At 52.5% G+C, this 21,214-nt stretch carries 19 protein-coding genes; 16 read left to right on the top strand and 3 right to left on the bottom strand.

Features of this window, described 5'->3' with window-relative positions; translation table 11 throughout:
- The 12 genes from ABYT07_RS09225 to ABYT07_RS09170 all read left to right on the top strand — a co-directional run.
- On the top strand, positions 1–2,214 hold a 2,214-nt coding region (locus tag ABYT07_RS09225; protein ID WP_372991073.1), incomplete at its 5' end, for a heavy metal translocating P-type ATPase.
- A 10-nt stretch (positions 2,215–2,224) separates the two neighbouring features.
- On the top strand, positions 2,225–2,620 hold the full coding sequence (cueR, locus tag ABYT07_RS09220; RefSeq protein WP_372991071.1) for a Cu(I)-responsive transcriptional regulator: 396 nt from the start codon (positions 2,225–2,227) through the stop codon (positions 2,618–2,620).
- Positions 2,621–2,684: 64 nt separating this feature from the next.
- Positions 2,685–3,161, top strand: a complete 477-nt coding sequence (locus ABYT07_RS09215; RefSeq protein WP_372991070.1) for a DUF305 domain-containing protein — start codon at positions 2,685–2,687, stop codon at positions 3,159–3,161.
- 11 nt (positions 3,162–3,172) lie between these two features.
- On the top strand, positions 3,173–3,937 hold the full coding sequence (locus tag ABYT07_RS09210; protein WP_372991069.1) for a glutaredoxin family protein: 765 nt from the start codon (positions 3,173–3,175) through the stop codon (positions 3,935–3,937).
- A gap of 60 nt (positions 3,938–3,997) precedes the next feature.
- Complete coding sequence (locus ABYT07_RS09205; protein WP_372991068.1) at positions 3,998–4,471, top strand: ion channel; 474 nt, start codon at positions 3,998–4,000, stop codon at positions 4,469–4,471.
- A 167-nt stretch (positions 4,472–4,638) separates the two neighbouring features.
- A complete protein-coding gene (locus tag ABYT07_RS09200; RefSeq protein ID WP_372991067.1) occupies positions 4,639–5,043 on the top strand; it encodes a hypothetical protein in 405 nt (134 codons plus the stop codon).
- Between the two features lie 78 nt (positions 5,044–5,121).
- Positions 5,122–5,364, top strand: coding sequence for a hypothetical protein (locus tag ABYT07_RS09195; protein WP_372991066.1), 243 nt, complete (start codon positions 5,122–5,124; stop codon positions 5,362–5,364).
- Positions 5,364–6,827: a TolC family protein gene (locus ABYT07_RS09190; RefSeq protein WP_372991065.1), complete on the top strand. Its 1,464-nt coding sequence runs from the start codon at positions 5,364–5,366 to the stop codon at positions 6,825–6,827. Before ABYT07_RS09195 ends, ABYT07_RS09190 begins: the two co-directional genes overlap by 1 nt.
- Positions 6,828–6,840: 13 nt before the next feature.
- Positions 6,841–8,199 (top strand): multicopper oxidase family protein, encoded by a 1,359-nt coding sequence (locus tag ABYT07_RS09185; RefSeq protein ID WP_372991064.1) that lies wholly within the window; start codon positions 6,841–6,843, stop codon positions 8,197–8,199.
- Between the two features lie 46 nt (positions 8,200–8,245).
- On the top strand, positions 8,246–9,058 hold the full coding sequence (locus ABYT07_RS09180; RefSeq protein ID WP_372991062.1) for a copper-binding protein: 813 nt from the start codon (positions 8,246–8,248) through the stop codon (positions 9,056–9,058).
- A gap of 110 nt (positions 9,059–9,168) precedes the next feature.
- Complete coding sequence (locus tag ABYT07_RS09175) at positions 9,169–9,696, top strand: plastocyanin/azurin family copper-binding protein (RefSeq protein ID WP_372991060.1); 528 nt, start codon at positions 9,169–9,171, stop codon at positions 9,694–9,696.
- A 14-nt stretch (positions 9,697–9,710) separates the two neighbouring features.
- Positions 9,711–10,994, top strand: coding sequence for an ABC transporter ATP-binding protein (locus ABYT07_RS09170; protein ID WP_372991074.1), 1,284 nt, complete (start codon positions 9,711–9,713; stop codon positions 10,992–10,994).
- Between the two features lie 282 nt (positions 10,995–11,276).
- On the opposite strand, the gene ABYT07_RS09165 is transcribed toward ABYT07_RS09170, so the two are convergent.
- The 3 genes from ABYT07_RS09165 to ABYT07_RS09155 all read right to left on the bottom strand — a co-directional run bounded on the left by ABYT07_RS09165 (position 11,277) and on the right by ABYT07_RS09155 (position 14,127).
- Positions 11,277–11,609 (bottom strand): hypothetical protein, encoded by a 333-nt coding sequence (locus ABYT07_RS09165; RefSeq protein WP_372991059.1) that lies wholly within the window; start codon positions 11,607–11,609, stop codon positions 11,277–11,279.
- A 160-nt stretch (positions 11,610–11,769) separates the two neighbouring features.
- Positions 11,770–11,949, bottom strand: a complete 180-nt coding sequence (locus tag ABYT07_RS09160) for a hypothetical protein (RefSeq protein ID WP_372991057.1) — start codon at positions 11,947–11,949, stop codon at positions 11,770–11,772.
- A gap of 360 nt (positions 11,950–12,309) precedes the next feature.
- Positions 12,310–14,127: a hypothetical protein gene (locus ABYT07_RS09155; protein WP_372991055.1), complete on the bottom strand. Its 1,818-nt coding sequence runs from the start codon at positions 14,125–14,127 to the stop codon at positions 12,310–12,312.
- Between the two features lie 939 nt (positions 14,128–15,066).
- Here ABYT07_RS09155 and ABYT07_RS09150 point away from each other — a divergent pair.
- The 4 genes from ABYT07_RS09150 to ABYT07_RS09135 all read left to right on the top strand — a co-directional run bounded on the left by ABYT07_RS09150 (position 15,067) and on the right by ABYT07_RS09135 (position 21,065).
- The gene (locus ABYT07_RS09150) at positions 15,067–15,855 is read left to right on the top strand and encodes a hypothetical protein (RefSeq protein WP_372991053.1); all 789 of its coding nucleotides are present in this window, start codon (positions 15,067–15,069) and stop codon (positions 15,853–15,855) included.
- Between the two features lie 111 nt (positions 15,856–15,966).
- Positions 15,967–18,171: a Mu transposase C-terminal domain-containing protein gene (locus ABYT07_RS09145; RefSeq protein ID WP_372991052.1), complete on the top strand. Its 2,205-nt coding sequence runs from the start codon at positions 15,967–15,969 to the stop codon at positions 18,169–18,171.
- Positions 18,172–18,210: 39 nt separating this feature from the next.
- The gene (locus ABYT07_RS09140) at positions 18,211–19,218 is read left to right on the top strand and encodes an ATP-binding protein (RefSeq protein WP_372991051.1); all 1,008 of its coding nucleotides are present in this window, start codon (positions 18,211–18,213) and stop codon (positions 19,216–19,218) included.
- Positions 19,219–19,220: 2 nt separating this feature from the next.
- Positions 19,221–21,065, top strand: coding sequence for a TniQ family protein (locus ABYT07_RS09135; RefSeq protein ID WP_372991050.1), 1,845 nt, complete (start codon positions 19,221–19,223; stop codon positions 21,063–21,065).
- Positions 21,066–21,214 lie beyond the last annotated feature (149 nt).

Here is a 21,214-nt window from a genome sequence, read left to right as displayed (position 1 = left end):
GGTGTTGTGAAGGCTTCTGTCAATCTGGCGCAGGAGCGCGCAACAGTTCAGGCACTTGGTGTCTCTGCTGCGCAGATTTCACAGGTGGCGAGCGCTGCCGGTTATCCGGCGCGGCTGATCACGGATGAGGGCGACACGGACGATACCCGCGACCGCAAGGCATCCGAGGCTGCACATCTCAAGACGATGACACTGCTGGCCGCAGCGTTGACCCTACCTGTGTTCGTCCTTGAGATGGGCAGTCACCTTATCCCTGCGCTGCACATGTGGATCATGGACACGATGGGCATGGGGCTGAATTGGGGGATCCAGTTTGTCCTGACGACCCTTGTTCTCGCGATCCCCGGACGGCAGTTCTATCTCAAAGGGTTTCCTGCGCTGTTCAAAGGTGCGCCTGACATGAATTCTCTTGTTGCTCTTGGCACGTCCGCGGCATGGGGGTTTTCCACTGTCGCCTTGTTTGTGCCGATGCTTTTGCCAGAGGGCACGCGCGCAGTTTACTTTGAGGCAGCGGCGGTCATTGTTACCCTTATTCTGCTGGGCCGGTTCCTCGAGGCCCGCGCCAAAGGGCGCACGGGGCAGGCGATTGCGCGGCTTGTCGGGCTCAAGGCCAAAACTGCCCATGTGGAGCGGAGCGGCGAGCTTGTGGAGCTGTCTGTTGATAAAATCGTGGTTGGTGATCTGGTGCAGGTGCGACCGGGCGAGAAAATCGCCCTCGACGGGATCGTGGTGCGTGGCACGTCTTATGTCGATGAGAGCATGATCACCGGGGAGCCGGTGCCCGCCGAGAAATCCGAAGGCACGGAGGTTGTCGGTGGCACCGTCAACGGCACTGGCGCGCTGACATTCCGCGCCACGAAAGTGGGCGGAGACACAATGCTGGCTCAGATCATCCGCATGGTGGAAGAGGCGCAGGGCGCCAAGCTGCCCATTCAGGATCTGGTCAACCGGATCACGCTTTGGTTTGTGCCTGCGGTAATGGGCGTTGCGGCGCTGACCTTTTTCGCATGGCTGGTGCTGGGGCCGTCTCCCGCCCTCGGTCTTGCGGTGGTGGCGGCGGTGGCTGTCCTGATTATTGCTTGCCCCTGTGCGATGGGTCTGGCGACGCCCACGTCGATCATGGTGGGCACGGGTCGTGCTGCGGAGCTCGGCGTTTTGTTCCGGCGTGGCGATGCCTTGCAGTCGCTTGGCGATATCGAAACCGTTGCGTTTGATAAGACCGGCACACTGACACAGGGGCGTCCGGAGTTGACCGATCTGCAGGTGATGGAGGGGCTCCAAGAGAGTGATGTGCTGCGGCTGGTGGCCTCGGTTGAGGCCACGTCCGAGCATCCTATCGCTGCTGCGATTGTGCGGCGTGCGGAACAGGAGGGGCTGGCCCTCGGCGTTGTCGACACGTTCCAGTCGTTGACCGGTTACGGTGTCAGCGCCGTAGTTGACGGACATGAAATCCTTGTCGGTGCAGACCGCCTTATGGTGCGCGAGGGTATCGCGCTGGATGCCGTGCAAGAACAGGGAACAGCGCTGGGGCAGGCGGGCAAGACCCCGCTCTATGCCGCAATTGACGGGCGTTTGGCCGCGATCATTGCAGTATCTGACCCCATCAAACCCAGCACGGCGCAGGCGATCGAAGCCCTGCACGCGCTGGGTCTTAAGGTTGCGATGATAACGGGTGATAATCAGGCCACGGCGGAAGCAATTGCAGCACAGTTGGGCATTGATACGGTCGTTGCCGAGGTGCTGCCGGAGGGCAAGGTCGCTGCCCTGCAACAGCTGCAAGCGGGCGGGCGCAAGGTAGCATTCGTCGGGGATGGTATAAACGACGCACCTGCCTTGGCACATGCGGATGTGGGGGTGGCCATCGGCACTGGCACCGATGTCGCCATCGAGGCGGCGGATGTGGTGCTGATGTCCGGTGATCTGAACGGGGTTGTGAACGCGCTGCATGTAAGCAAACGCACCATGCGCAACATCCGCCAGAACCTGTTCTGGGCCTTCGGCTATAATGCATTGCTGATTCCGGTGGCGGCAGGGGTGTTCTATCCGCTGTCGGGCCTGATGCTCTCGCCCGCGCTGGCCGCAGGGGCCATGGCGCTGTCGAGTGTGTTTGTGCTGTCCAATGCGCTGCGGCTGCGGTGGATCGCACCGGCTGCTGCGGAAGGGCAAACAACACGCACTGATACTGGCAACCTTGTGCCCGCAGCAGCAGAATAGGAGAGCGATGATGAACATCGGCGAAGTTGCAAAGAAATCCAACCTACCTGCGAAAACCATACGGTATTATGAGGACATCGGCCTGATTACACCGCTGCGCGATACAAACGGTTACCGCAGTTTTCGCGAGAGCGACATGCACAAGTTGGCGTTTTTGGGCCGCTCCCGGGCGCTGGGATTTACTATTGAGGATTGTCGCAACCTGCTTGCACTGTGGGACGACAAAGACCGGGCCAGTGCGGATGTTCGGGCAATTGCAAAAGAGCATCTGGCCCAGATTGAAAGCAAGATCGCAGACCTTGCGGCTATTCGTGACACGCTGTCGCATCTGGTTCGAGAATGCGCGGGTGATGGTCGCCCAGATTGCCCGATTATCGAAAAGTTGGAAAACTTTTCGATCAAGTAAGGAACACTCCAGCGCTGGATGCCTGTTGATCTGCCAGAAGCAACAACATTTGGAGAATAGACATATGTCATATTGGCGCTTTTTCGCAATGATACTCACATCAACCACCGTCATGCTGGGACTGATGTACCTCAACACCTATGCACTGGATCACGTCTTTTTCAGTGAAACGCGCACCTACATGGCGATCTACATGGGGGCGGTGATGGCTATTATCATGCTGGTCTTCATGCTGGGGATGTACACAAACCGCACGGCGAACATCGCAATTTTCGCAGGCAGTGCGATCGTGTTTGCGGGTGCTCTGTTTCTGGTCCGAAGCCAGTCGACCATTGATGATACCTCATGGATGAGTGCGATGATCCCGCACCACTCCATTGCAATATTAACATCAGAACGGGCGAACATCTCCGACCCGCGGGTGAGAAAGCTGGCTGATGACATTATCGAAGCGCAGCGACTTGAGATCGCGGAGATGAAAGCGCTCATTGCCGACCTGAACGGTGGTCCAGCCGCTACACCTGAAATCGACGGTAAATAAGGAAATTTGTAATGCCACTTGATCAATCAAAGACAAAAGCAAAGCTTTACCGGATGGTGACGGACGAACACACGTGTCCCTACGGTCTGAAATCGAAGGACTTGCTTGAGCGTCAAGGCTTTGACGTTGAGGACCACAAGCTGGAAACGCGAGAAGAAACAGATGCTTTTATGGAAAAGCATGACGTAGAGACAACTCCGCAAACATTCATTGGGGGTGACCGCATCGGCGGTTATGAGGCGTTGCGCGTTCATTTTGATCTCGACAAGCCTGAAGAGGAGCGGTCGGATACGACATATCAGCCGGTCATTGCGATCTTCTCTGTGGCATTCCTGATGGCGCTTGGTCTGTCTTGGTACAGCTTTGAGACGGTATTTACGTTCCGTGCGTTTGAATGGTTTATCTCGATATCGATGTGTTTTCTCGCTGTGCAAAAGCTGCAAGACATCGAGAGCTTTTCGACGATGTTTCTCAACTATGACCTTCTGGCACAACGCTGGGTGCCATATGGCAAAGTGTACCCCTTCGGAGAGGCGCTGGCCGGTATCCTGATGACTGCAGGTGCGCTGACGTGGCTTTCCGCACCTGTAGCGATCACCATCGGATTGATCGGTGCGGTATCGGTCATAAAAGCGGTCTACGTCGACAAGCGTGAATTGAAATGCGCCTGCGTGGGTGGCGACAGTAGCGTGCCACTTGGCTTTATTTCGCTGACCGAGAACGTAATGATGCTTGCTATGGGCGTCTGGATGCTAATCAAAGTATTCTATGTGTGAGTTTTCGACTGTGATTTCGGAAAGAATAGCGGCGGTTGCCGCTATTCTTGTAAGTATTCAATGCTGATCGCGGTTCTTATCTCTGCGATTATGATTGCCGTGTGCTTTTTAATCCATCTGAGCGTATTCATTCAAACAACGCGTATCATCAGGCCCGAGAAGCACTCGGTACACTGCTTTATGCTCGGCGCAGGCCTGATTACGTTAGCGCACATCTTTGAGGCAGTGCTCTTCGCTGGAAGTTTTTGGGTGGCTGAACATTGGCTCGGTATCGGAGCGTTGACTGCAGCAGGAGCGCAGCAGTTGTCGTTGAGTTTTGCTGATTACTTTTACTTTTCAATGGCAAATTTCACGACCCTTGGTCGCGGGGACCTTGTTCCGACGGACCACTTGAGGTTTATCACAGCGATTGAAGCATTTGTGGGCTTCGTGCTCATTACAACGTCAGGCGCGTTCCTGCTTAACATCTTGGCAGGTAAGTCTCCGATTGCGCTTGGGGCAGTTGAGGTTTCAATATCTAATCGCAAAACATGACAATTTATCAAGTGTCACTGCGATATGACAAACTTTGATGCAGGTTCCGTGTTTCACATGAGCTTTTGGGTCTTCCCTCTGAGGGGTAGCGGGAACCGCTGATCACAAATAAAAGTGAAGAACCTTCCAGCGCTGGACGGATTGACAGATAGCTTGTGGTTGGCCAAATGTTCGCTATGAACGTGAAAAGCGCCATCATTTCTTGGGTAAAAGTTGCTGCGTGTCTCGCGCTTGCGATCTCCTTGGTGCTGTTCCCGCCATCAGCGGCACATGCTGCGTCAGGCGTGCACGGTGGACATCATTCTAAACCCGTGATCGCAGATTCCGACATATCGATGCATGGACAAGACCATCAAACGTCAGGCACTGAACATGACGCCGAGTTGGCAAATACTGACGATGAAATTTCTGCGGGAAACTGCTGCAGCGGTATTTGTATTTCTGTGGTTCTGAACGATAGCGTGCTCTCTGCCGGCGAGCAGGTCCCGACTGACAGACTTCTGATGCCGGATGCCCAGGCGCGCTCCATTGATGCATCGGGTTTCCTTCGGCCTCCCCAATTCCTGATCTGATCCAAGGCTCGTAACTGAGCCTTCGTCTCATACACGCCCATTTGCGTGATCCCGACGTCTATCAATCAGGTATCTATCATGAAAACTTTATTCGCAACGGGGGCTTCGGCTCTTGCCTTAGGCGCGTGCAGCCAAGATTTGCCGCCCTTAAAATACACACCCACGCCCCTGCCGGTCGTGACCGCCCAGCAGTCGGTTACCAACACGGCAATCTCCTCACCCATTGGGTATCAGAACCCGCTGGCGGGCTACACCTACCGGGGCCCAACAGGGCCGCGCGACTGGCGTACCGTCAACGAAGAACAGTCGGAGGGCAACTGATGCGCATGTCCAGACTCTCGTCCATTGTGGCATTTCCTTTGGTCCTTGGCGCATGTGCAACCGCAATACCCGGTGCCTACACAGAGCAGAAAGCAGGGTTTGCGAACGTTGCCAGCCAGATTACGCCAGCAATCGGCAAACGGACCGTTTTTGCGCAAACCCAGGCGGAAAACGAGGCCCTGAAAAGCCAGGTACACGCAATGGTCCACCGCAAGACGATATCTGCGGAAACGGCAGTTCAAATTGCGTTGCTGAACAACAAGGGCTTGCAAGCATCCTATGCAAACGTCGGCCTTTCGGCCGCTGAGGCGTGGCAGGAGTCGATCCCGGAAAACCCCGTCGTCTCGGTCGGCATCCTTGGCATTGGGGCAGCGGAGCTGGGATTGTACCGCGCCATCGAAAGCATCATCGCGGTCAATATCCTGGACGCCCAGACCCGTAAGCAGCGCAGGGCACTGGCTGACGTGAACTTCCGCGCAGCGCAGCTTGAGGCGGTCAACGATACGATGACGCTCGCCAATCAAACACGACAGGCGTGGATCAACGCCGTCGCTGCGTTCGAGGCTGCCAGCTATCTCAAACGTGCAAAGGCGACGTCTGACGCCGGTTCAGAGCTTGCCCGCAAGCTGGGAGAAACCGGTGCGCTGAACAAGGCCGGACAGGCACGCGAACAGGCCTTTAACGCCGAACTCGCAGGCCAGCTGGCACAGGCACGACTGAATGCGGACCGCGCGAAAGAAGATCTCACAAAATTGATGGGCCTCTGGGGTACGCAGGTCGACTATTACGTTCCCGATGCGCTGCCATCGCTGCCAAAGTCGGTTGGTCAGGTTCGAAACATCGAAGCGAAGGCGCTGCGAAACCGTGTCGACCTTCGTGTGGCAAAGCTGGGCCTCGAAGCGCAGGCTGCGGCGTTTGGTCTGACGGATCAGACGCGGCTGGTCACGGATCTTGAGATCATTGCAGGCGCTGAGCTGGAGCGTGAAGCCGAAGACGGTGACATCGAAACTGAAGTGACTCCGCAGGTCGAGTTGGAGTTTGCGATCCCGATCTATGACACGGGCAAGGCGCGGATGCGAAAGGCGGAACTGATGTATCAGCAGGCTGCAAACGTTCTTGCGGAGCGCGCGGTCAATGTGCGCTCGGAGGCGCGCGTTGCCGAGAGATCCTATCACTCCTCCTACAAGATCGCGCGCCATTACCGCGATGTTCTGGTGCCGCTGCGCAAGACCGTCGAGGACGAAGGCCTCCTATCTTACAATGGGATGATTACCAACACATTCGAGCTGCTGACGGACGTGCGCGAAATGCTTGGCGCGTCGTTGGAAGCGGCAAATGCGAAACGCGAATTCTTCATGGCTCAGGCCGACCTGACCGCTGCCATCTACGGCGGTGGCGCAGGCAGCGGTGGTGCCGGTGGAGAAGGTGCAACACTTGCCGCTGGTGGCGGCGCAGGACACTGAAAGGAAATATGATATGTTGAATAGACGTCAATTACTCGGAGCAGGTGCTGCTGGTGCAACGCTTGTCTCTTCTCAAGCATGGGGCAAAACCCTGAACATGGGTTTGCCTGAGGCCGCACAGATGGACACGGCGGCCACGCAGGTGACGCCGCGCCCCTCGTCGGGTGTGGATTACAATCCTGTGGTTACGCTCAACGGCTGGACGTTGCCGCACCGCATGAACAACGGCGTGAAGGAATTTCACCTCGTTGCAGAACCGGTAGAGCGCGAACTGGCTGACGGCATGATCGCCCATCTTTGGGGGTACAACGGCCAGTCCACCGGACCGACCATCGAGGCGGTCGAGGGTGACAGGGTGCGCATCTACGTTACCAACAAACTGCCCGAGAATACGAGCGTTCATTGGCACGGCCTCATCTTGCCCTCGGGCATGGACGGTGTCGTAGGTCTCAGCCATCCAGGGATCAAACCGGGCAAAACCTTTGTCTATGAATTCGATCTGATTAAATCGGGTACGTTCATGTACCACCCGCACGCGGACGAGATGGTGCAGATGGCGATGGGAATGATGGGTATGTTCGTGGTTCACCCCAAAGATCCGACATTCATGCCGGTAGACCGCGATTTCCTGATCATGCTGAACGCGTTTGACATTGATCCTGGCACTTACGTCCCAAAGATCATGACAATGGCGGACTTCAACCTGTGGACGTGGAACAGCCGGATTTTCCCTGACATCGATCCGCTGGTGGTCAACCGCGGCGACAAGGTGCGCGTGCGCGTGGGCAACCTCACCATGACAAACCATCCCATCCACATGCACGGCTATGACTTCAAAGTGACCTGTACGGATGGCGGTTGGGTGCCGGAATCTGCGCAATGGCCTGAAGTCAGCATCGATATCCCCGTGGGTGCGATGCGGGCGTATGAGTTCACCGCCGATCACTTGGGCGACTGGGCCATCCACTGTCACAAATCGCATCACACCATGAATGCCATGGGCCACGATGTACCAACGTTCATCGGCGTCAACAAAGAGCAGTTGACCAAGAAAATCCGCTCGTTCCAGCCGGACTATATGCCGATGGGCACCGCCGGGATGGGCGACATGGGCAAGATGACGATGGAATTGCCGGACAACACCATCCCCATGATGAACGGATGGGGGCCCCACGGACCCATCGAAATGGGCGGCATGTTCTCTGTCGTGAAAGTCCGCGAAGGCATTGAGGCAGACGATTACGAAGATCCGGGCTGGTACGACAATCCTCCCGGTGAGCAGGCGTATGAGTGGACTGGCGAGTTGCCGGAGTTTGCCTCCAATGACAGTCCGAAAACCATTCTCACACCCAGACCAACGCAAAAGGGCTGAAACAGCCGTTCAATCGACCTTACAATCAAACCTACAGGATAAACTGATGAAAAACCTACTTTTGACGACAGCACTCGCTTTCACCCTTGTCGCACCTGCATACGCTGCGGGCGGCCACGATGGTGAACATGATAAGGTAAAGACTGAAGAGGCCGAAGGCCACGGTAACCATGGTGCGGGACACGGTGATGCTCACGCTGAAATGATGATGATCGGGATGCCAGGTGACGCCGCAAAGGTGGACCGGACAATCAACGTGACCATGGTTGAAACGGACGATGGCAAAATGCTCCTTGAGGGTGACGAGATGACCTTCAAAACAGGTGAAACGATCCGGTTTGTCATCGAGAACAAAGGCGAACTGGAGCATGAGTTCGTGTTGGACACGATGGAGCGCAACGCCGAGCACAAAATCGAGATGGCCAAGATGATGATGGAGCATGATGATCCAAACCGCATCACTCTTGATGCGGGAGCCTCTGGTGAGGTGATCTGGACCTTTGCAAATGACGGTGCATTCGAGGCTGCGTGCCTCATTCCGGGTCACTACGAGTCCGGTATGTATCGCGCGGTTGCTGTTGGCGAACACGCAATGAAGGCAAGCATGAAGATGGCGGCAGCAGATGTGCAGGTTGCACAGGCTGAGGTGGAGTACACCAAAGGCAAAGTGACAAAGGTGGACGCAAAAGGTGGCAAGGTCACGATTGACCACGGTCCTCTGCTGAACCTCGATATGCCTGGGATGAAGATGGTGTTTCGCGCCGATGAGGCGATCATTTCCAAGTTGTCTGAAGGGCAGGAAATCGAATTCGTCGCCGAGCCGGTCAAAGGCAAGCTGACCGTTACACAACTTAAGTAATAGGGTCAGGAGGCGATGTTTTTCATCGCCTCCTACCATCCGATCAAACGACCCCATGTTTGTGTCAACGCGCCCCCCCCCAAAAAAACACTGGTCAAATGGAGCATGAAATGAAGATTTTCTTTAGGACGCTACTCATCCTGAGCAGCTTGAATATTGCCGCGGTGAGCGCGCAGGCAAGCACTGGAGTAGGCGAGGAGCCTCATGCCCGCGCATACGACCACCCCGGGCATGTTCCCATCGGGCAGCCGGCATCGGGAAAAGAGATCACCCACACAATCGAGATCAATATCGAGGAAACGCAAAGCGGGTACATGCTTTTCGACCCTGACGCGATTCACATCAAAGAGGGATCGGCCGTTCGGTTTGTGATCAACAATTTTGGTGATCTGGACCATGAGTTTTTCCTGGGATCTTTTGAAGAGATTAAAAAGCATCAGCAATGGATGCTTGAGCACCCTGAGATGAAGCATGAAGACCCAAACGCGGTATCGATCCCAAGCGGATCGAGCAAAACGCTGGACTGGAATTTTTCGAGCAAAACCAACCTCGAGTTCGTCTGCTTGGTCCCGGGGCACCGCGAGGCGGGGATGTTTGGCGTCATTATGGTGCATGACCACCTCGCGCCAAAGCAATGAGGCATTCAGAGGTGATAGGGTTCTGGGATAAATATTACGTCATTGTTCATGATCTGGTGCTGTTTTTCGGCTATCCATACGACGATACAGTGCCGGACTGGATTCACCCGATCATCCATCTGATTTTCGTTCTGGCACCTGCACTGCTATTGGCTGTCTTGCTTTCTTTCGTGATACGTAGGTTCATTGAACGGTCGCGGCGGCAACCACCTCAAGAACCACAAGCTTCCACCGTAAGGGGTCTTGATCCCAGCCTTTTCAAAACTGTTCTGAAATACTCTCGCAAGCAGCAAGTATTGATGATCATCCTCAGCCTTATCGCAATGCCGATCCTGTATCTCACGCTGGAGCTTCCGAAACAGATCGTAAACAGCGCATTGGAGGCAGACCGATTCCCGATCACATTCTTGGGGTATGAATTCGAACAGGTGACCCTGTTGATGACGTTGTCGGGTCTTTACCTGCTGGCGATAAGTGCGAGCGGTCTGAACAAGTATGTTTTGAATGTCTTCAAAGGATATGTTGCAGAGCGGTTTTTGCGCAGGTTTCGTTTACTGGTGTATCGGCAATGGCGCCGCGACCCGAATGCGGGCGACCAGAGCGAAATTGTCCCTATTCTCGCTCAAGAGGTAGAGCCCATCGGCGGATTTGCGGCAGATGTGCTGACGCTACCGGTTCTTCAAGGAGGCACACTGGCTACGATATTACTGTTCATGTTTATGCAGGATCCCGTGCTGGGTGCTGCCGCATTGACCGTTTTGCCTATCCAGTTGATCCTGTTACCAAAGCTGCAACGCCGTGTGAACGGATATTCCCGAACGAGGATAAAGGAGGTTCGGTATCTGGGCAGACACCTCAGCGATCAACTTCGAGACGCGAGTAGTTCGTCACGATTTGCGCCAACACTCACCAGCTTTCGAGAGCTGGAAGAGGTTCGGAGACGTATCTATATTTTGAAGTTTTTCATCAAGGCGCTGAACAATTTTCTGACCGCGCTCACGCCCTTCCTGTTCTATTCGCTGGGGGGCTATTTTGTAATCGAGGGGCGTATCAGCCTCGGGGCGCTTGTTGCCGTGCTGGCAGCACACAAGGATTTTTCCGCACCACTGAAAGAGCTTTTCCGATACTATCAAACACTGGAAGACACGCGGATCAGATATCATGAGATCACGCGGTTTTTCTCAGTATCTGGCCGAGAAAAAGAAGCGGAACCAATGGCTGATCCACTGCCGCATCGGTCCAGAGCAACGTTTTCAGAAAAAGTGTTTCAACTTGGGGGCGCGTCTCCTTCCGTTTGATGCTTCGCTAAACAAGGCCGGTGGCGAAGCATTCAGTCTTCATCGCTATGATCAAGGCATCAACGGCAGCGTTACTCACAATATTTACCTCCCGTACCGCCATCTCAAAATTGATCGCCGCACTTGATTCTACAGTGAGTTACGCCCCGATTTTTTGGACAAGGAACCGGGGCGATTTAAGAGATTATGTGCGTTTTTGTTCAGTGTTGGGGGTTACAGGTCGATACCAATACTGTTGCCCACCTGAGTTTTGTTTCGGATGTTAAAGTGGAAAAGGGTGGTTCATCCCAGATATTTGTCCGCGCCACCGACGCCAAACGTGTCAAGCTGAGCAAAATCACTGGGTCCATCGGTCTGATTTGTGAGAACGTTCTGGATGTAGGGCCCACGGTACATGACGTATGGATGTCCATCCTCTTCTACCTCTTGCCCCTGATGTTCCCGTACCAGCAAAATGTAGTCAGTCAAGAACTGTGCCGCGTCGAAGAGATTGTTCACTTCGGCTTTGGACAGACTTTTTATCTGGCTTAGATTCACAGACTGCTTGAGGTGGTTTACGAATTCGAGCTCGTCGAAGTCAGCTGGCAGGGTCTTTGCGAAGTCGATCAGATTCATTTTTTGTATATCTTTTAGGTTGTTACGGTATGGCGAGTTTTACGTCTCTTCGTTTCAAGTGCAAGGTCAACAGGTGTTGGAGAAAGGGTAACGTGCGGTTTTCAAGTTGATTATCCTGACGTTGGCCTTCTTTTCATTCGGGTGTTGCGCGTTCGTTTGATTACTTGGCCCCTTTTGAGCTTTGTCTTTGACTGAAGCGGCCCGCCAGATCTGGCAGGCTTGCAAGGGCTTCGTCAGACAGTTCGTAATCGGTGTTTGAGGATTGAAATTTTGGCGGCTGGGGAGGCCCGATGAATGCATCAGCTTCTTCGCGTAATTCTTCGAATGTCGGACGTCTCATGGGATTTCCATTCTATTTCGGATGGCAGGTTGTATCGCCAATATATAAATCGCATCGCCGTAAAAACTTGAACGAATTTATTAGGGTACGGAAGATTTTAGTCAGCATTTTGTCATGGTCTTCTCCAAGACAGATCCCAGGCCCGATCAAAGTCCCTTTCCATTACTGCCTCAAGATCTCGAATTCTTTGAAGGTTCACCTGCTGAGCGTCAGACCGAAAACCCCAAATCCCGAGAGTGTCGGATACCCGCGTAACCAATAGGTTATGTTCAATGCCGTATATCGCGATTCAAAAGCAAATTTTCATGGGCATGAAAACATTCAGTGAATCGCGTCCTCGAAAGGTGATGGTATCATATCTTATTGCACTTCGTCCCGCGAGAATTGAGCCCATGCATGTTCACGCAGGGATTGAGTTTTCGCAGTCAGCGCAGACCGACGGCGTGCATTTCTGACAATCTTACCAAACATTTCGCGTATCTCCTGCTGAAGATCGGCGGTTCTCAACGGGATCCGTAGGTTTTCCAAGTCACGGATGGAGATGGCCTTGCTTCGGTTACCTGCAGCTATTGCTTGCCAGTAAGTTCGGATCGCCCGCGCGGATAGATACATGAACATTACTTCTGGATGGATTTTCACCTCGCTTGATATCGGTCGCAAAATCATGAGCGACTGTGATGCCGACCAAGGCTCCCATTCCGGCTTGTCGAACATATCAGGCAGGAATATCCCTACCTTGCCGACTTGTCCTTTGATCGTGAACAGAAGATCACCAGACCTCAGCTTTTGCTGTTCTAAGTTCTCCCATTTTGCATGACTTACTGTCAGGCCTCGTGATGCCGCAAGAACCATTCCATCTTCGCTGATATCCTGAGGGCTGACTTCCCTAAAATTCACCGTTTCCGGAGGGTCATCGGTTACTACGGAAGGTCTGTGGATTCTGAACAGACTGTCGAGCCGTGCTGTTTCCACGTCTGGCCGATGCTGACCAATTCTTCTCGGACCCGGAGCATATAAAAGGTAGCGCCGAGGGATCAACACATATTCATTTGTGGCGATTTCAGCCCGTTCAACATCCCGCCATCTGTGTAAGGAAATCTTGGACTCTTTGGATAGCGGTATAGTCGACCAATTCGGGGCCGAACCTGATTTTGAGCGATTGTTATTATAGACTCCTATATCGGCGAACCGAACGGGCGTCGGAAATTGATCTGTTCCTCGAACAACCACTACATTTTTCGCGTCAGGTGCATTCTCATATAAGACACCCTTTGGCGCATGTAGAACTGCGCTGAGACGGTCCCTGCGGCAAATTAAACTACGGGCTGCGGATGGGTCTTTCGAGCGTTTTTCCAAGGTACCATCTGACAAGCAGATTATGGTTCGACAGCTGACGTTTTCTACAGCATCGCGGAGCGCAAGCACTTCGAGATCTAATCGGCCGCGGGAAAAGAAGACCGACGACGGCCCCATATTTGCTTCGCCCACCCGAGGATCGTCTGTTTTCAGTTGAATTGGAGAGGGTGGCATCATTACTTCAGCCGCGGCAGGTTCATGCCAATGCCGTTCCCACGGCAACCCCCGTTCAACTACAATACCGAGCCTGAGCAGATCAGATAAGGATTGCATGAGAGGCCGGTCTGCGGCAAATCCTGCGAACCGAACTTCTGAATTCTTGTTGAAGGACTGCACTTTTCTTGCATATCGCAGGCAAACGCGCACGGATCCCGCATAAGAGAAGCGTACGGACAGAGGCCATTTCACAACATAACGATCTTCAAAGACTGGCGGTTCTAGAAGGTCACCTTCGGACTCGTCCCAGTCGGGCATTTCATAAGTTTCGTTTATTAAGGGAGACCCTATGAGGTGGCTGAGTTGCGTGGCAGCATTACCTGTCAGCCAGCAACCAGCACCTTCAGCATCATACATCTCACCGAGAAGTTGCTCGATGATGATGAATGCTGTGTCCCTGGATAAACCAGCAATATGTGTTGCCACATCCAAGGATGTACCACTTCGATCTGAATACGCTTCGCTTTGAGGTTCAAGTGCGCCGTTCGCAAGATCGTCAACAGCACTTGGCTGCGCGCCAAATATCCGCGCTGACAAGCCAAAAATGTGTGCCAGACCAATGCTGTTGAGGAGGTCTGCTTCACGAATAATCCCGATTACGTTCACAGATATACACTCCAGAATTGCAGACAGGACACCATAGAGCTGACCCGATCCTTCAACCCGAGAGGGAAAGAGGTCACCTGCGATATGACAAAATTCGCAAAACTATCCAAGAGTTACATCGTAAACGCCCAAATAAATATCACGGCAGATATCTATTTATCAGCGGCTGATAGGAGTTTGATGCGAAAATTGAACTCTTGGTGGATTTATGCTGCATTTCGTTGTCCTGAGCGAGATGACAGGTCATTTATATCCCCAGACCAAGACGGTGTTGAACAACATGCCGACACATGCGGTCTGAGAGAGAAGGCGCAGTGAGCGAAAAGCTGACGACCAATGAGAGGTGATGTGATGCAGAATAAATGGCGGAGAACTCAGAAACACGGTTCGTCTTTAGCGCAAAGACTGCTGGTACTACCTCAGGATTCATTGCTCAAAGTGCTTTGGAAATTTGGTGAATTATGCAGAATCACTATCGCGAGTTTGCGAGTTTTCTTTGCAAAACGCGCTCCCAATTGGATCAGAAACAGTTTCACTAATGTTCAGAAAGATTTTTCTTTGCCCAAATTTATTCTGACTGATCTTCATTGTCGAACGCCATACTTTGCCAGTCTTTGGGGAGAGGGACCTATATGTTGTGCTCTTGGATTGCGAAAAACCCGAAGGGGAAATTTCTCAATAAGCGTTTGAAAACAAACACTTGTAGTGATTTCGAAGCTGTGGAATCAAAACGGTACCGATCAAAGATCGGTGTCCTGAAACATACAGCAAAAAGGATCAAACGAAAAAAAGGCGCCCCCGAAGGGACGCTCTAAGGTTACGACCGACTGCGGCCGCGATTTCAATGCTGACAATAGACCCAAATATGGGCGTCCGCAACTCCGCATTCGGTCATAGCGAAATATTCAACTCGGACCATGTTCCGAGAACGGAGAAGTTATGACTATCAATATGTTACCCACAACCACTGACGCTATGTCGTTGGGGATTGTTCTACCCGGACCGTCGCAAGCTGAGCGTGACGTACCTGCAGCATCAGCAGGTCACTGTACGACCATTTCGGTCGTCGGCGACGGTGCGGGGTACCGCATGCAGGGTGAAAGTGCATTAGAGCAAAACTCGCAGTACTTGCTGAATTCCATGCCAGATGTGGTCAATCTGCAAGAGCAAGTCCGTTTCCATTACGGTTGGGACCCGAAAAATCTGACGGAGCGAGTTTTCGACTTGGTAGCAACACTGGGTTGCGGTTCTGTTATCGCTTGTACCGTTAAACCAGAAGTTCGACTGGTTTCGGGCAAGTTTATTGCCGACATGCAGGAAGTTGCCTGGTGGGTAGAAGAACTCGGCTTTGCTGATGACGTTCGACTGATCACAGATGCCGATATGGACCCCACGGACCTATCTAATGCCAAGATTTTTGCAGCAGTTCGGTCGGTCGATCCTGAGGCTGATGAAGCCGCTATGAATGTGGTCGCAGGACTACCTGACAGTGCTGGTAGAAGCCTACGTGATTTAACGATCGAGACCGAGCTACAGGCTCGAGGATATCATGCCCTTATTCGGCTTCTGCGGAAGCGCTACCTCCGTACGCTGCAGCATGAAGTGATCGGCCCTATGACGATCGTTGCGCTTGCTGGCTCTGGCGGGGGCTTCATCCCAGCTCAACGTCTCGGTGTCCGGAAGGTCAGCTCCGTCGTTTCACGTGATGAGATGCAAGCCGCAGCCTGATCTTCTCAACAATCAAAATGAACATCCCGCGCGTAAATCTCGTGCGCGGGATCAGTATCCCCTTGTCCAAATTTGGGTGCAATGCACCCAGCCAACAGAAGGAATTATCTAATGGCAAAAGACTTTCAAAATGAATACTTGAACTTCGGTCTCGACATTAATCATGTCTACAAACTGCATGGTGAGGATTGGCAATTCGCCTATCAGACCAACGGCACAGTAACGTTTTCTGTCATCGATGATCCGTACAGAAAAGCAACATACGACATCGGTACGCTGAATCGCATGAATGCGGCCGGGGACATCGAGTTGACACCGTTTGGCCAACTGCCTGAGCACCTGCGTCCTCTTTCTGTCAATTTAAATGAAGATGTTTTCATTGCCGGTCTCCCCGAGGCGCAGGGTAAGGAATGTGAAAGCCGTCATGCTCTTGTTCGAAGTTTCCTTGAATTAAAAGCGTCCAAAACTGTCAAAGGAACAGATGAGGCCATCACAGCTTCAATGGGTGAAATTCGTCAGAATGCGGAAGAGTATCTTGCGGAAACATTACCCGATCCCCTGTTCTCAGAAAATATGCGGCTTTGGAAAGAAGGTAAGGGCCGTAAGCCAAAATCCAAAAGTACGGTCAGTATCCCAGGGCAGGTCTCCTCCAGAACCCTACGCGGTTGGGTCAGCCTGTATAAGAAAGGAGGAAAAAAAGCCCTCATTTCCAACAGTAACAACCAGGGAAACATCAACAGTTTCTATAGCGTAGAAGAGAATACGTTGTTGGCTCAGGTTGTCCAAAAGGAATACCTCACTCTGCAGAGGAAATGGCAGACGACGGTCACCGCAGATGTAAAATACGCATTTAAAGAAGCGAATGTGCTTCGCAAAGCGGATGGTCGGGTACTGCTCCGAACGCCAGGCCGCAAAGCCGTCAGCGAGTACATCTCCCGACTTGGCAAGTTTCGTGTTTTGGTGGCGCGTTTTGGCCAGGAAGAAGCCCTCAAGAAGATGCGGGCCGTAAAGGGAGGTCTTGAAGTCCTGCGCCCGTTTCAGCGAGTTGAAATGGATGAGAAGAAAATCGATTTACTTACGATCATGGCCAATAGTGGAATGCTTGCGCTTTTTTCAGATGAGGAACTTGAAGCGATGGATTTGCTCGATAAGCAGAAACGATGGTGGTTGGTTGCGGCAATTGACTGCCGGACCCGTTGCATCGTCGGAATGACTCTTACTGCGGACCCCAAAACCAGCAGTGCAATCAAATGCCTCCGGATGGTGGTCAGCGACAAGGGGCAGTTTGCAGATGCTGTCGGGGCACTTACGCCGTGGGCTATGTTTAGTAAGCCGGAAAACCTCGCCGTTGATAATGGGAGCGCCTTCAAGTCCATTCTGTTTTCTTCGACGTGTGCAGATCTCGGAATTGCAAAAACGCAAACAATTGCCGGTCAGCCCTCAATGCGTGGTCATATCGAGCGCTCTTTCAGAACACTGGATCAGTCTTTGCTGCCGCGCCTGTCTGGCCGGACTTTCAGTAACGTCCTTGATCGCGCAAATCACCCAGCGGAAAAACGTGCCTGTCTAACCATCGATGACCTCGCCTTTGCTTTGGTTCGGTGGGTTGTAGATATCTATCACAACACGCCGCACGAGGGCTTGTGGGGCCGTACACCGCTTGAACAGTGGGAGAAAGATCTCGCCGATGGCAACTATCCACTCAATGCGGCCCCAAGCGCGCGTCACAAACGCCTGGCGTTTGGCCTCCCGCTTGAACGTATGGTCCAACCAGATGGTATTCGGGTTCTTAATGTTCAGTACCATTCTGGTCAGTTGGCGGAGTGGTATCTCAAGCACGGTAGCCGGAAAGTTCAGGTGCGTTGGAACGATGAAAACATCGGTGCCATCGAGGTAATGTTGGACGGTCAGTGGTTTGAAGTTCCATCAATTTCGGATGCTTTCAAGAATGTCGATGCCACAACTTGGAACGCTGCCCGCCGTGCGCTGCGGACGAAAGATGAAAAGCGAAAAGAGTGGGAAGAAGAGGTGATTTACCGTGCGATCACTGACATCAAAGATCTGAACGCCGAACGGCAGAGTGCCTACAAAGTGATGGATCATGAGTGGACAGAGGCACGCTTCAAAGCCGTCGAGAAAGAAGCGACCGTAAACTTCGATGTGGTCCCCACGCGCGATAAAACCACCAATCCAGGAAATGGTTTCGGCCGCTCAATCATTCCTGTGATGCCAGAAAAACCATCTGCAACTCGCGATGCAGTTGAGGCCGCACAGAAAAACGTAGCCGACGATGACGATTGGGATGTTCGGGGCTGATCTCGAATCTAACCAACACATTTTCTCAGGAGAACCACCATGACGAAATCCATCATCGAGATCGCAGGCAAAATTCAGTCCATCCGTGATATGCACTTTGTAACGGAGCGTGACCGCAATCTGACAGCTCAGCTTTCTCGGTTGTTTAAGGTAACGAACGGCAAGCTGACCCATGAGCCCGTGCGGTTTACAGCGGGCACCGAGACACATGGCATCACATTTATTGAGGGATCCGGTGGCGGCAAAAGTACTGCCATTGCCGAAGTTCTATCAAATTTCGAGCCATTGGTGTGCAATCCCGAAACCGACAAGCCACGCTATCTTGATGTGAAGGTAGAAAGTCCAGCCACGCTCCGAAGCCTTGGTGTGAGCATGCTCCTAAAATTGGGCGGCGACAAAGTCTCTGATCGGGCGAAAGTCTATGATATTTGGGGCTTGGTTCGGCACCGCTTGCAGGTTACCGGAACAACCCTCGTATGGCTCGATGAAGCCCACGATATGTTCCGTGGCACATTGTCTTCAGAAACGGACAACATGTTTAAAATGCTGAAGTCTCTCATGCAAGGAGAGCATCCGGTCGTGCTTCTGTTGAGCGGTACTGAACGATTGTCGCGCATCACTCAGATTGATCCTCAGGTGAACCGTCGCTTCAACAAAATCCGTCCACGGCCACTGGCTTTCGGGACCGATAATAAGCGATTGGTAGGGCTCGTCACCAAGTGCGCAGAACGGGCTGATTTGGAGGTCTCCCTGCAAGATGACCAAATCAACCGTCTTATTTATGCGAGCCGCTACCGGTTCGGACGCTGTATTGAAACCACGATTCATGCGATTGAATGCGCGCTGATGGATGATGTAGAAACGCTGACCATCGAGCACTTTGAATTGGCTTGGGGGCAGCAAGAAGGCTGCGAAATCAAAGAAAATGTGTTTGCCGCTGAAAACTGGATGGGAATTGAGCTTGAGGACGAGGACGGCGATATTTTCCTGAAAGAGCGAGACAAAGCGATCAATAAGAACAAGTCACGCAAAAAGAAGGTAGCATAACTATGGCACTCCTTCCATTGCTTCCCGTAATTGCCGGCGAAAGCCTGACTTCATACATGGCCCGTATCGCAAAATTTCACTGCGATAGTGACGTCTATTCATTCCTCAGCATGTTTGAGCTGTCACGTCAGGATGTGATGTTCCCATCGGAAGAGGTCATTGAGCGCATCTCTTTACTTACCGGGCAGGGTGAAGCGGTGCTCAAACGAATGACGTTCCTGCGTCAGGGTGGCCGGGTGCGCACGATCTGTGGCGAAACCGTCCATTCTGAGTTTGCCAATCTGGAACAAACAAGCTTCTGTCCAGCATGTTTGCTGGAGGATGGTCATGTAGACAGTGCGTCTGCCGGTATGAGAGTTGGCCGCATCGGTTGGTTGATCGAACCATCTCGGACATGTCCGAACCATGGTATCCTCTTACGACGATTTAAGAACCTGACTTACTCAAAGAAATTTCAGCTCATGTCTGACGTTGCACCAAACGACAATGAGTTGAGAGATATGGTCGCAAATTCCGATAAGCAAAAAACCTCTGAGCTTCAGTCATACATTCAGCAACGTTTAGAAGGTGTGTCGGGCTCACCGTGGCTTGATACCCAGCAGATTGATCAGGCGTCTCGTGCCTGTGAAATGCTGGGTGTAATTCTAACTGCCGGCGCGCACTGTAATCTCAAGAAAATCAGCCAGGCGGAGTGGAATGAAGCTGGCGATGTAGGGTTTGGTTTTGCTTCACGGGGTGAGGAGGGGATCCGGGAAGGTCTTCGGTTGGCGTTTGATCGTTTCATTGAGCGCGACCACCATGGAGGTCCACAGAAAGTATTTGGTCGTCTCTACCAATGGCTCCAGTTCAACACAAACGGGAAAGAGTTTGGTCCGATCCGTGGAGTTGTTCGTGAATTTATTGTGGAAAATTTCGTTCTGGAAATCGGAATGAATTTACTTGGGTCACCGGTAGAACAGCAAGCGATCCACTCTGTTTATAGCCTTTCCCAAAAAACAGGGATGCATCCGAAGACGATCAATCGAGCGGCTGTGTATTCAGGTCTGGTGCAGGGCGACCCGGATCGTTCACTTGCCCATTTGACCTTCGATGCCAAAGCTGGAGAAGAACTGGTTCTAAAGATGCAAAATGCGCTCCCAACCTTACGGATTCCTGATTACCTGAACTGCAACCGTGTTCAAGCTCAGCAACTCGTCCGGTCCGGCGTAATCCCGCGGATTGGAAAGGGATTGGCAGGGGCAACTGGGGTCCTCAAGCATGTGGCAAAAGAGGACCTTGATCAGTTCCTTGACCGTATTGTGGGGCAGGCAACAAAGGTCGAGTGCGCGACGGACGGACTTTTCGATATTGTTTCAACCGCTGAGATTGCTCGGTGGCCCGTGCTCGACATCGTGAATGGTATTCTTGCAGGGGCGTTTTCCAAGCTGGAAATCGTTGACGTTGACCTGAAGTTTAAGGGTATTCTTATGGACCCGAATGAAGTCTGCGAGGTTCTTTCTGAAAAGTTGCCGACCGGCCAAGTAAGCGCCAATGAGGCGGCCCGTATTCTCGGTATGAATACATACAATTTGCGTAGCTTGGCCAAACTTTTAGATCCGGATGGCAAGCCTTACCTTACAGAGCATTTCATTAAAAAGAACTCAAAAGGCGTACAGATTTCAGTCTTCATGGTAGATGAGCTTCTGGCCTTTCTGCGCGCGCATGTTTCACTCAAAGACTATGCCGAGATGCATACTTTTTCACCCAAGGTGATGAAGATGAAGTTGGATGGACGAGGGCTGAAACCGATTATTGCCGATCACAGTCTGGGACGCTTTTTCTACAGGAAAGCCGATATCGCTGTCTGATCTAAATTCCAAAGACCAATATTGCTTAAAAAGCCGCCCTCAGGGGCGGCTTTTCTTTTGGCTTCACGTTTTTCAATGGCAGAAATAGGGTGGGCTGTGGTGGCAGAAGTACTGACTCGAGCATTTTGAAAAACCCTTATAATAAAGGC

Origin of the sequence: Sulfitobacter sp., from assembly GCF_041552635.1 — a bacterium.
GTDB lineage: Bacteria > Pseudomonadota > Alphaproteobacteria > Rhodobacterales > Rhodobacteraceae > Sulfitobacter.
Note: the sequence above shows the minus strand (reverse complement) of the source record. Positions and strands in the feature narration are given on the sequence as shown.

What these genes read in the sequence shown, in the direction of transcription:
- ABYT07_RS09145 (WP_372991052.1), top strand. Translation starts at nt 15,967, where the DNA reads ATGGCAAAAGACTTTCAAAATGAATACTTGAACTTCGGTCTCGACATT.
- ABYT07_RS09140 (WP_372991051.1), top strand. Translation starts at nt 18,211, where the DNA reads ATGACGAAATCCATCATCGAGATCGCAGGCAAAATTCAGTCCATCCGT.
- ABYT07_RS09210 (WP_372991069.1), top strand. Translation starts at nt 3,173, where the DNA reads ATGCCACTTGATCAATCAAAGACAAAAGCAAAGCTTTACCGGATGGTG.
- ABYT07_RS09200 (WP_372991067.1), top strand. Translation starts at nt 4,639, where the DNA reads ATGTTCGCTATGAACGTGAAAAGCGCCATCATTTCTTGGGTAAAAGTT.
- ABYT07_RS09175 (WP_372991060.1), top strand. Translation starts at nt 9,169, where the DNA reads ATGAAGATTTTCTTTAGGACGCTACTCATCCTGAGCAGCTTGAATATT.
- ABYT07_RS09185 (WP_372991064.1), top strand. Translation starts at nt 6,841, where the DNA reads ATGTTGAATAGACGTCAATTACTCGGAGCAGGTGCTGCTGGTGCAACG.
- ABYT07_RS09160 (WP_372991057.1), bottom strand. Translation starts at nt 11,949, where the DNA reads ATGAGACGTCCGACATTCGAAGAATTACGCGAAGAAGCTGATGCATTC.
- ABYT07_RS09135 (WP_372991050.1), top strand. Translation starts at nt 19,221, where the DNA reads ATGGCACTCCTTCCATTGCTTCCCGTAATTGCCGGCGAAAGCCTGACT.
- ABYT07_RS09205 (WP_372991068.1), top strand. Translation starts at nt 3,998, where the DNA reads ATGCTGATCGCGGTTCTTATCTCTGCGATTATGATTGCCGTGTGCTTT.
- cueR (WP_372991071.1), top strand. Translation starts at nt 2,225, where the DNA reads ATGAACATCGGCGAAGTTGCAAAGAAATCCAACCTACCTGCGAAAACC.
- ABYT07_RS09215 (WP_372991070.1), top strand. Translation starts at nt 2,685, where the DNA reads ATGTCATATTGGCGCTTTTTCGCAATGATACTCACATCAACCACCGTC.
- ABYT07_RS09150 (WP_372991053.1), top strand. Translation starts at nt 15,067, where the DNA reads ATGACTATCAATATGTTACCCACAACCACTGACGCTATGTCGTTGGGG.
- ABYT07_RS09190 (WP_372991065.1), top strand. Translation starts at nt 5,364, where the DNA reads ATGCGCATGTCCAGACTCTCGTCCATTGTGGCATTTCCTTTGGTCCTT.
- ABYT07_RS09180 (WP_372991062.1), top strand. Translation starts at nt 8,246, where the DNA reads ATGAAAAACCTACTTTTGACGACAGCACTCGCTTTCACCCTTGTCGCA.
- ABYT07_RS09195 (WP_372991066.1), top strand. Translation starts at nt 5,122, where the DNA reads ATGAAAACTTTATTCGCAACGGGGGCTTCGGCTCTTGCCTTAGGCGCG.
- ABYT07_RS09165 (WP_372991059.1), bottom strand. Translation starts at nt 11,609, where the DNA reads ATGAATCTGATCGACTTCGCAAAGACCCTGCCAGCTGACTTCGACGAG.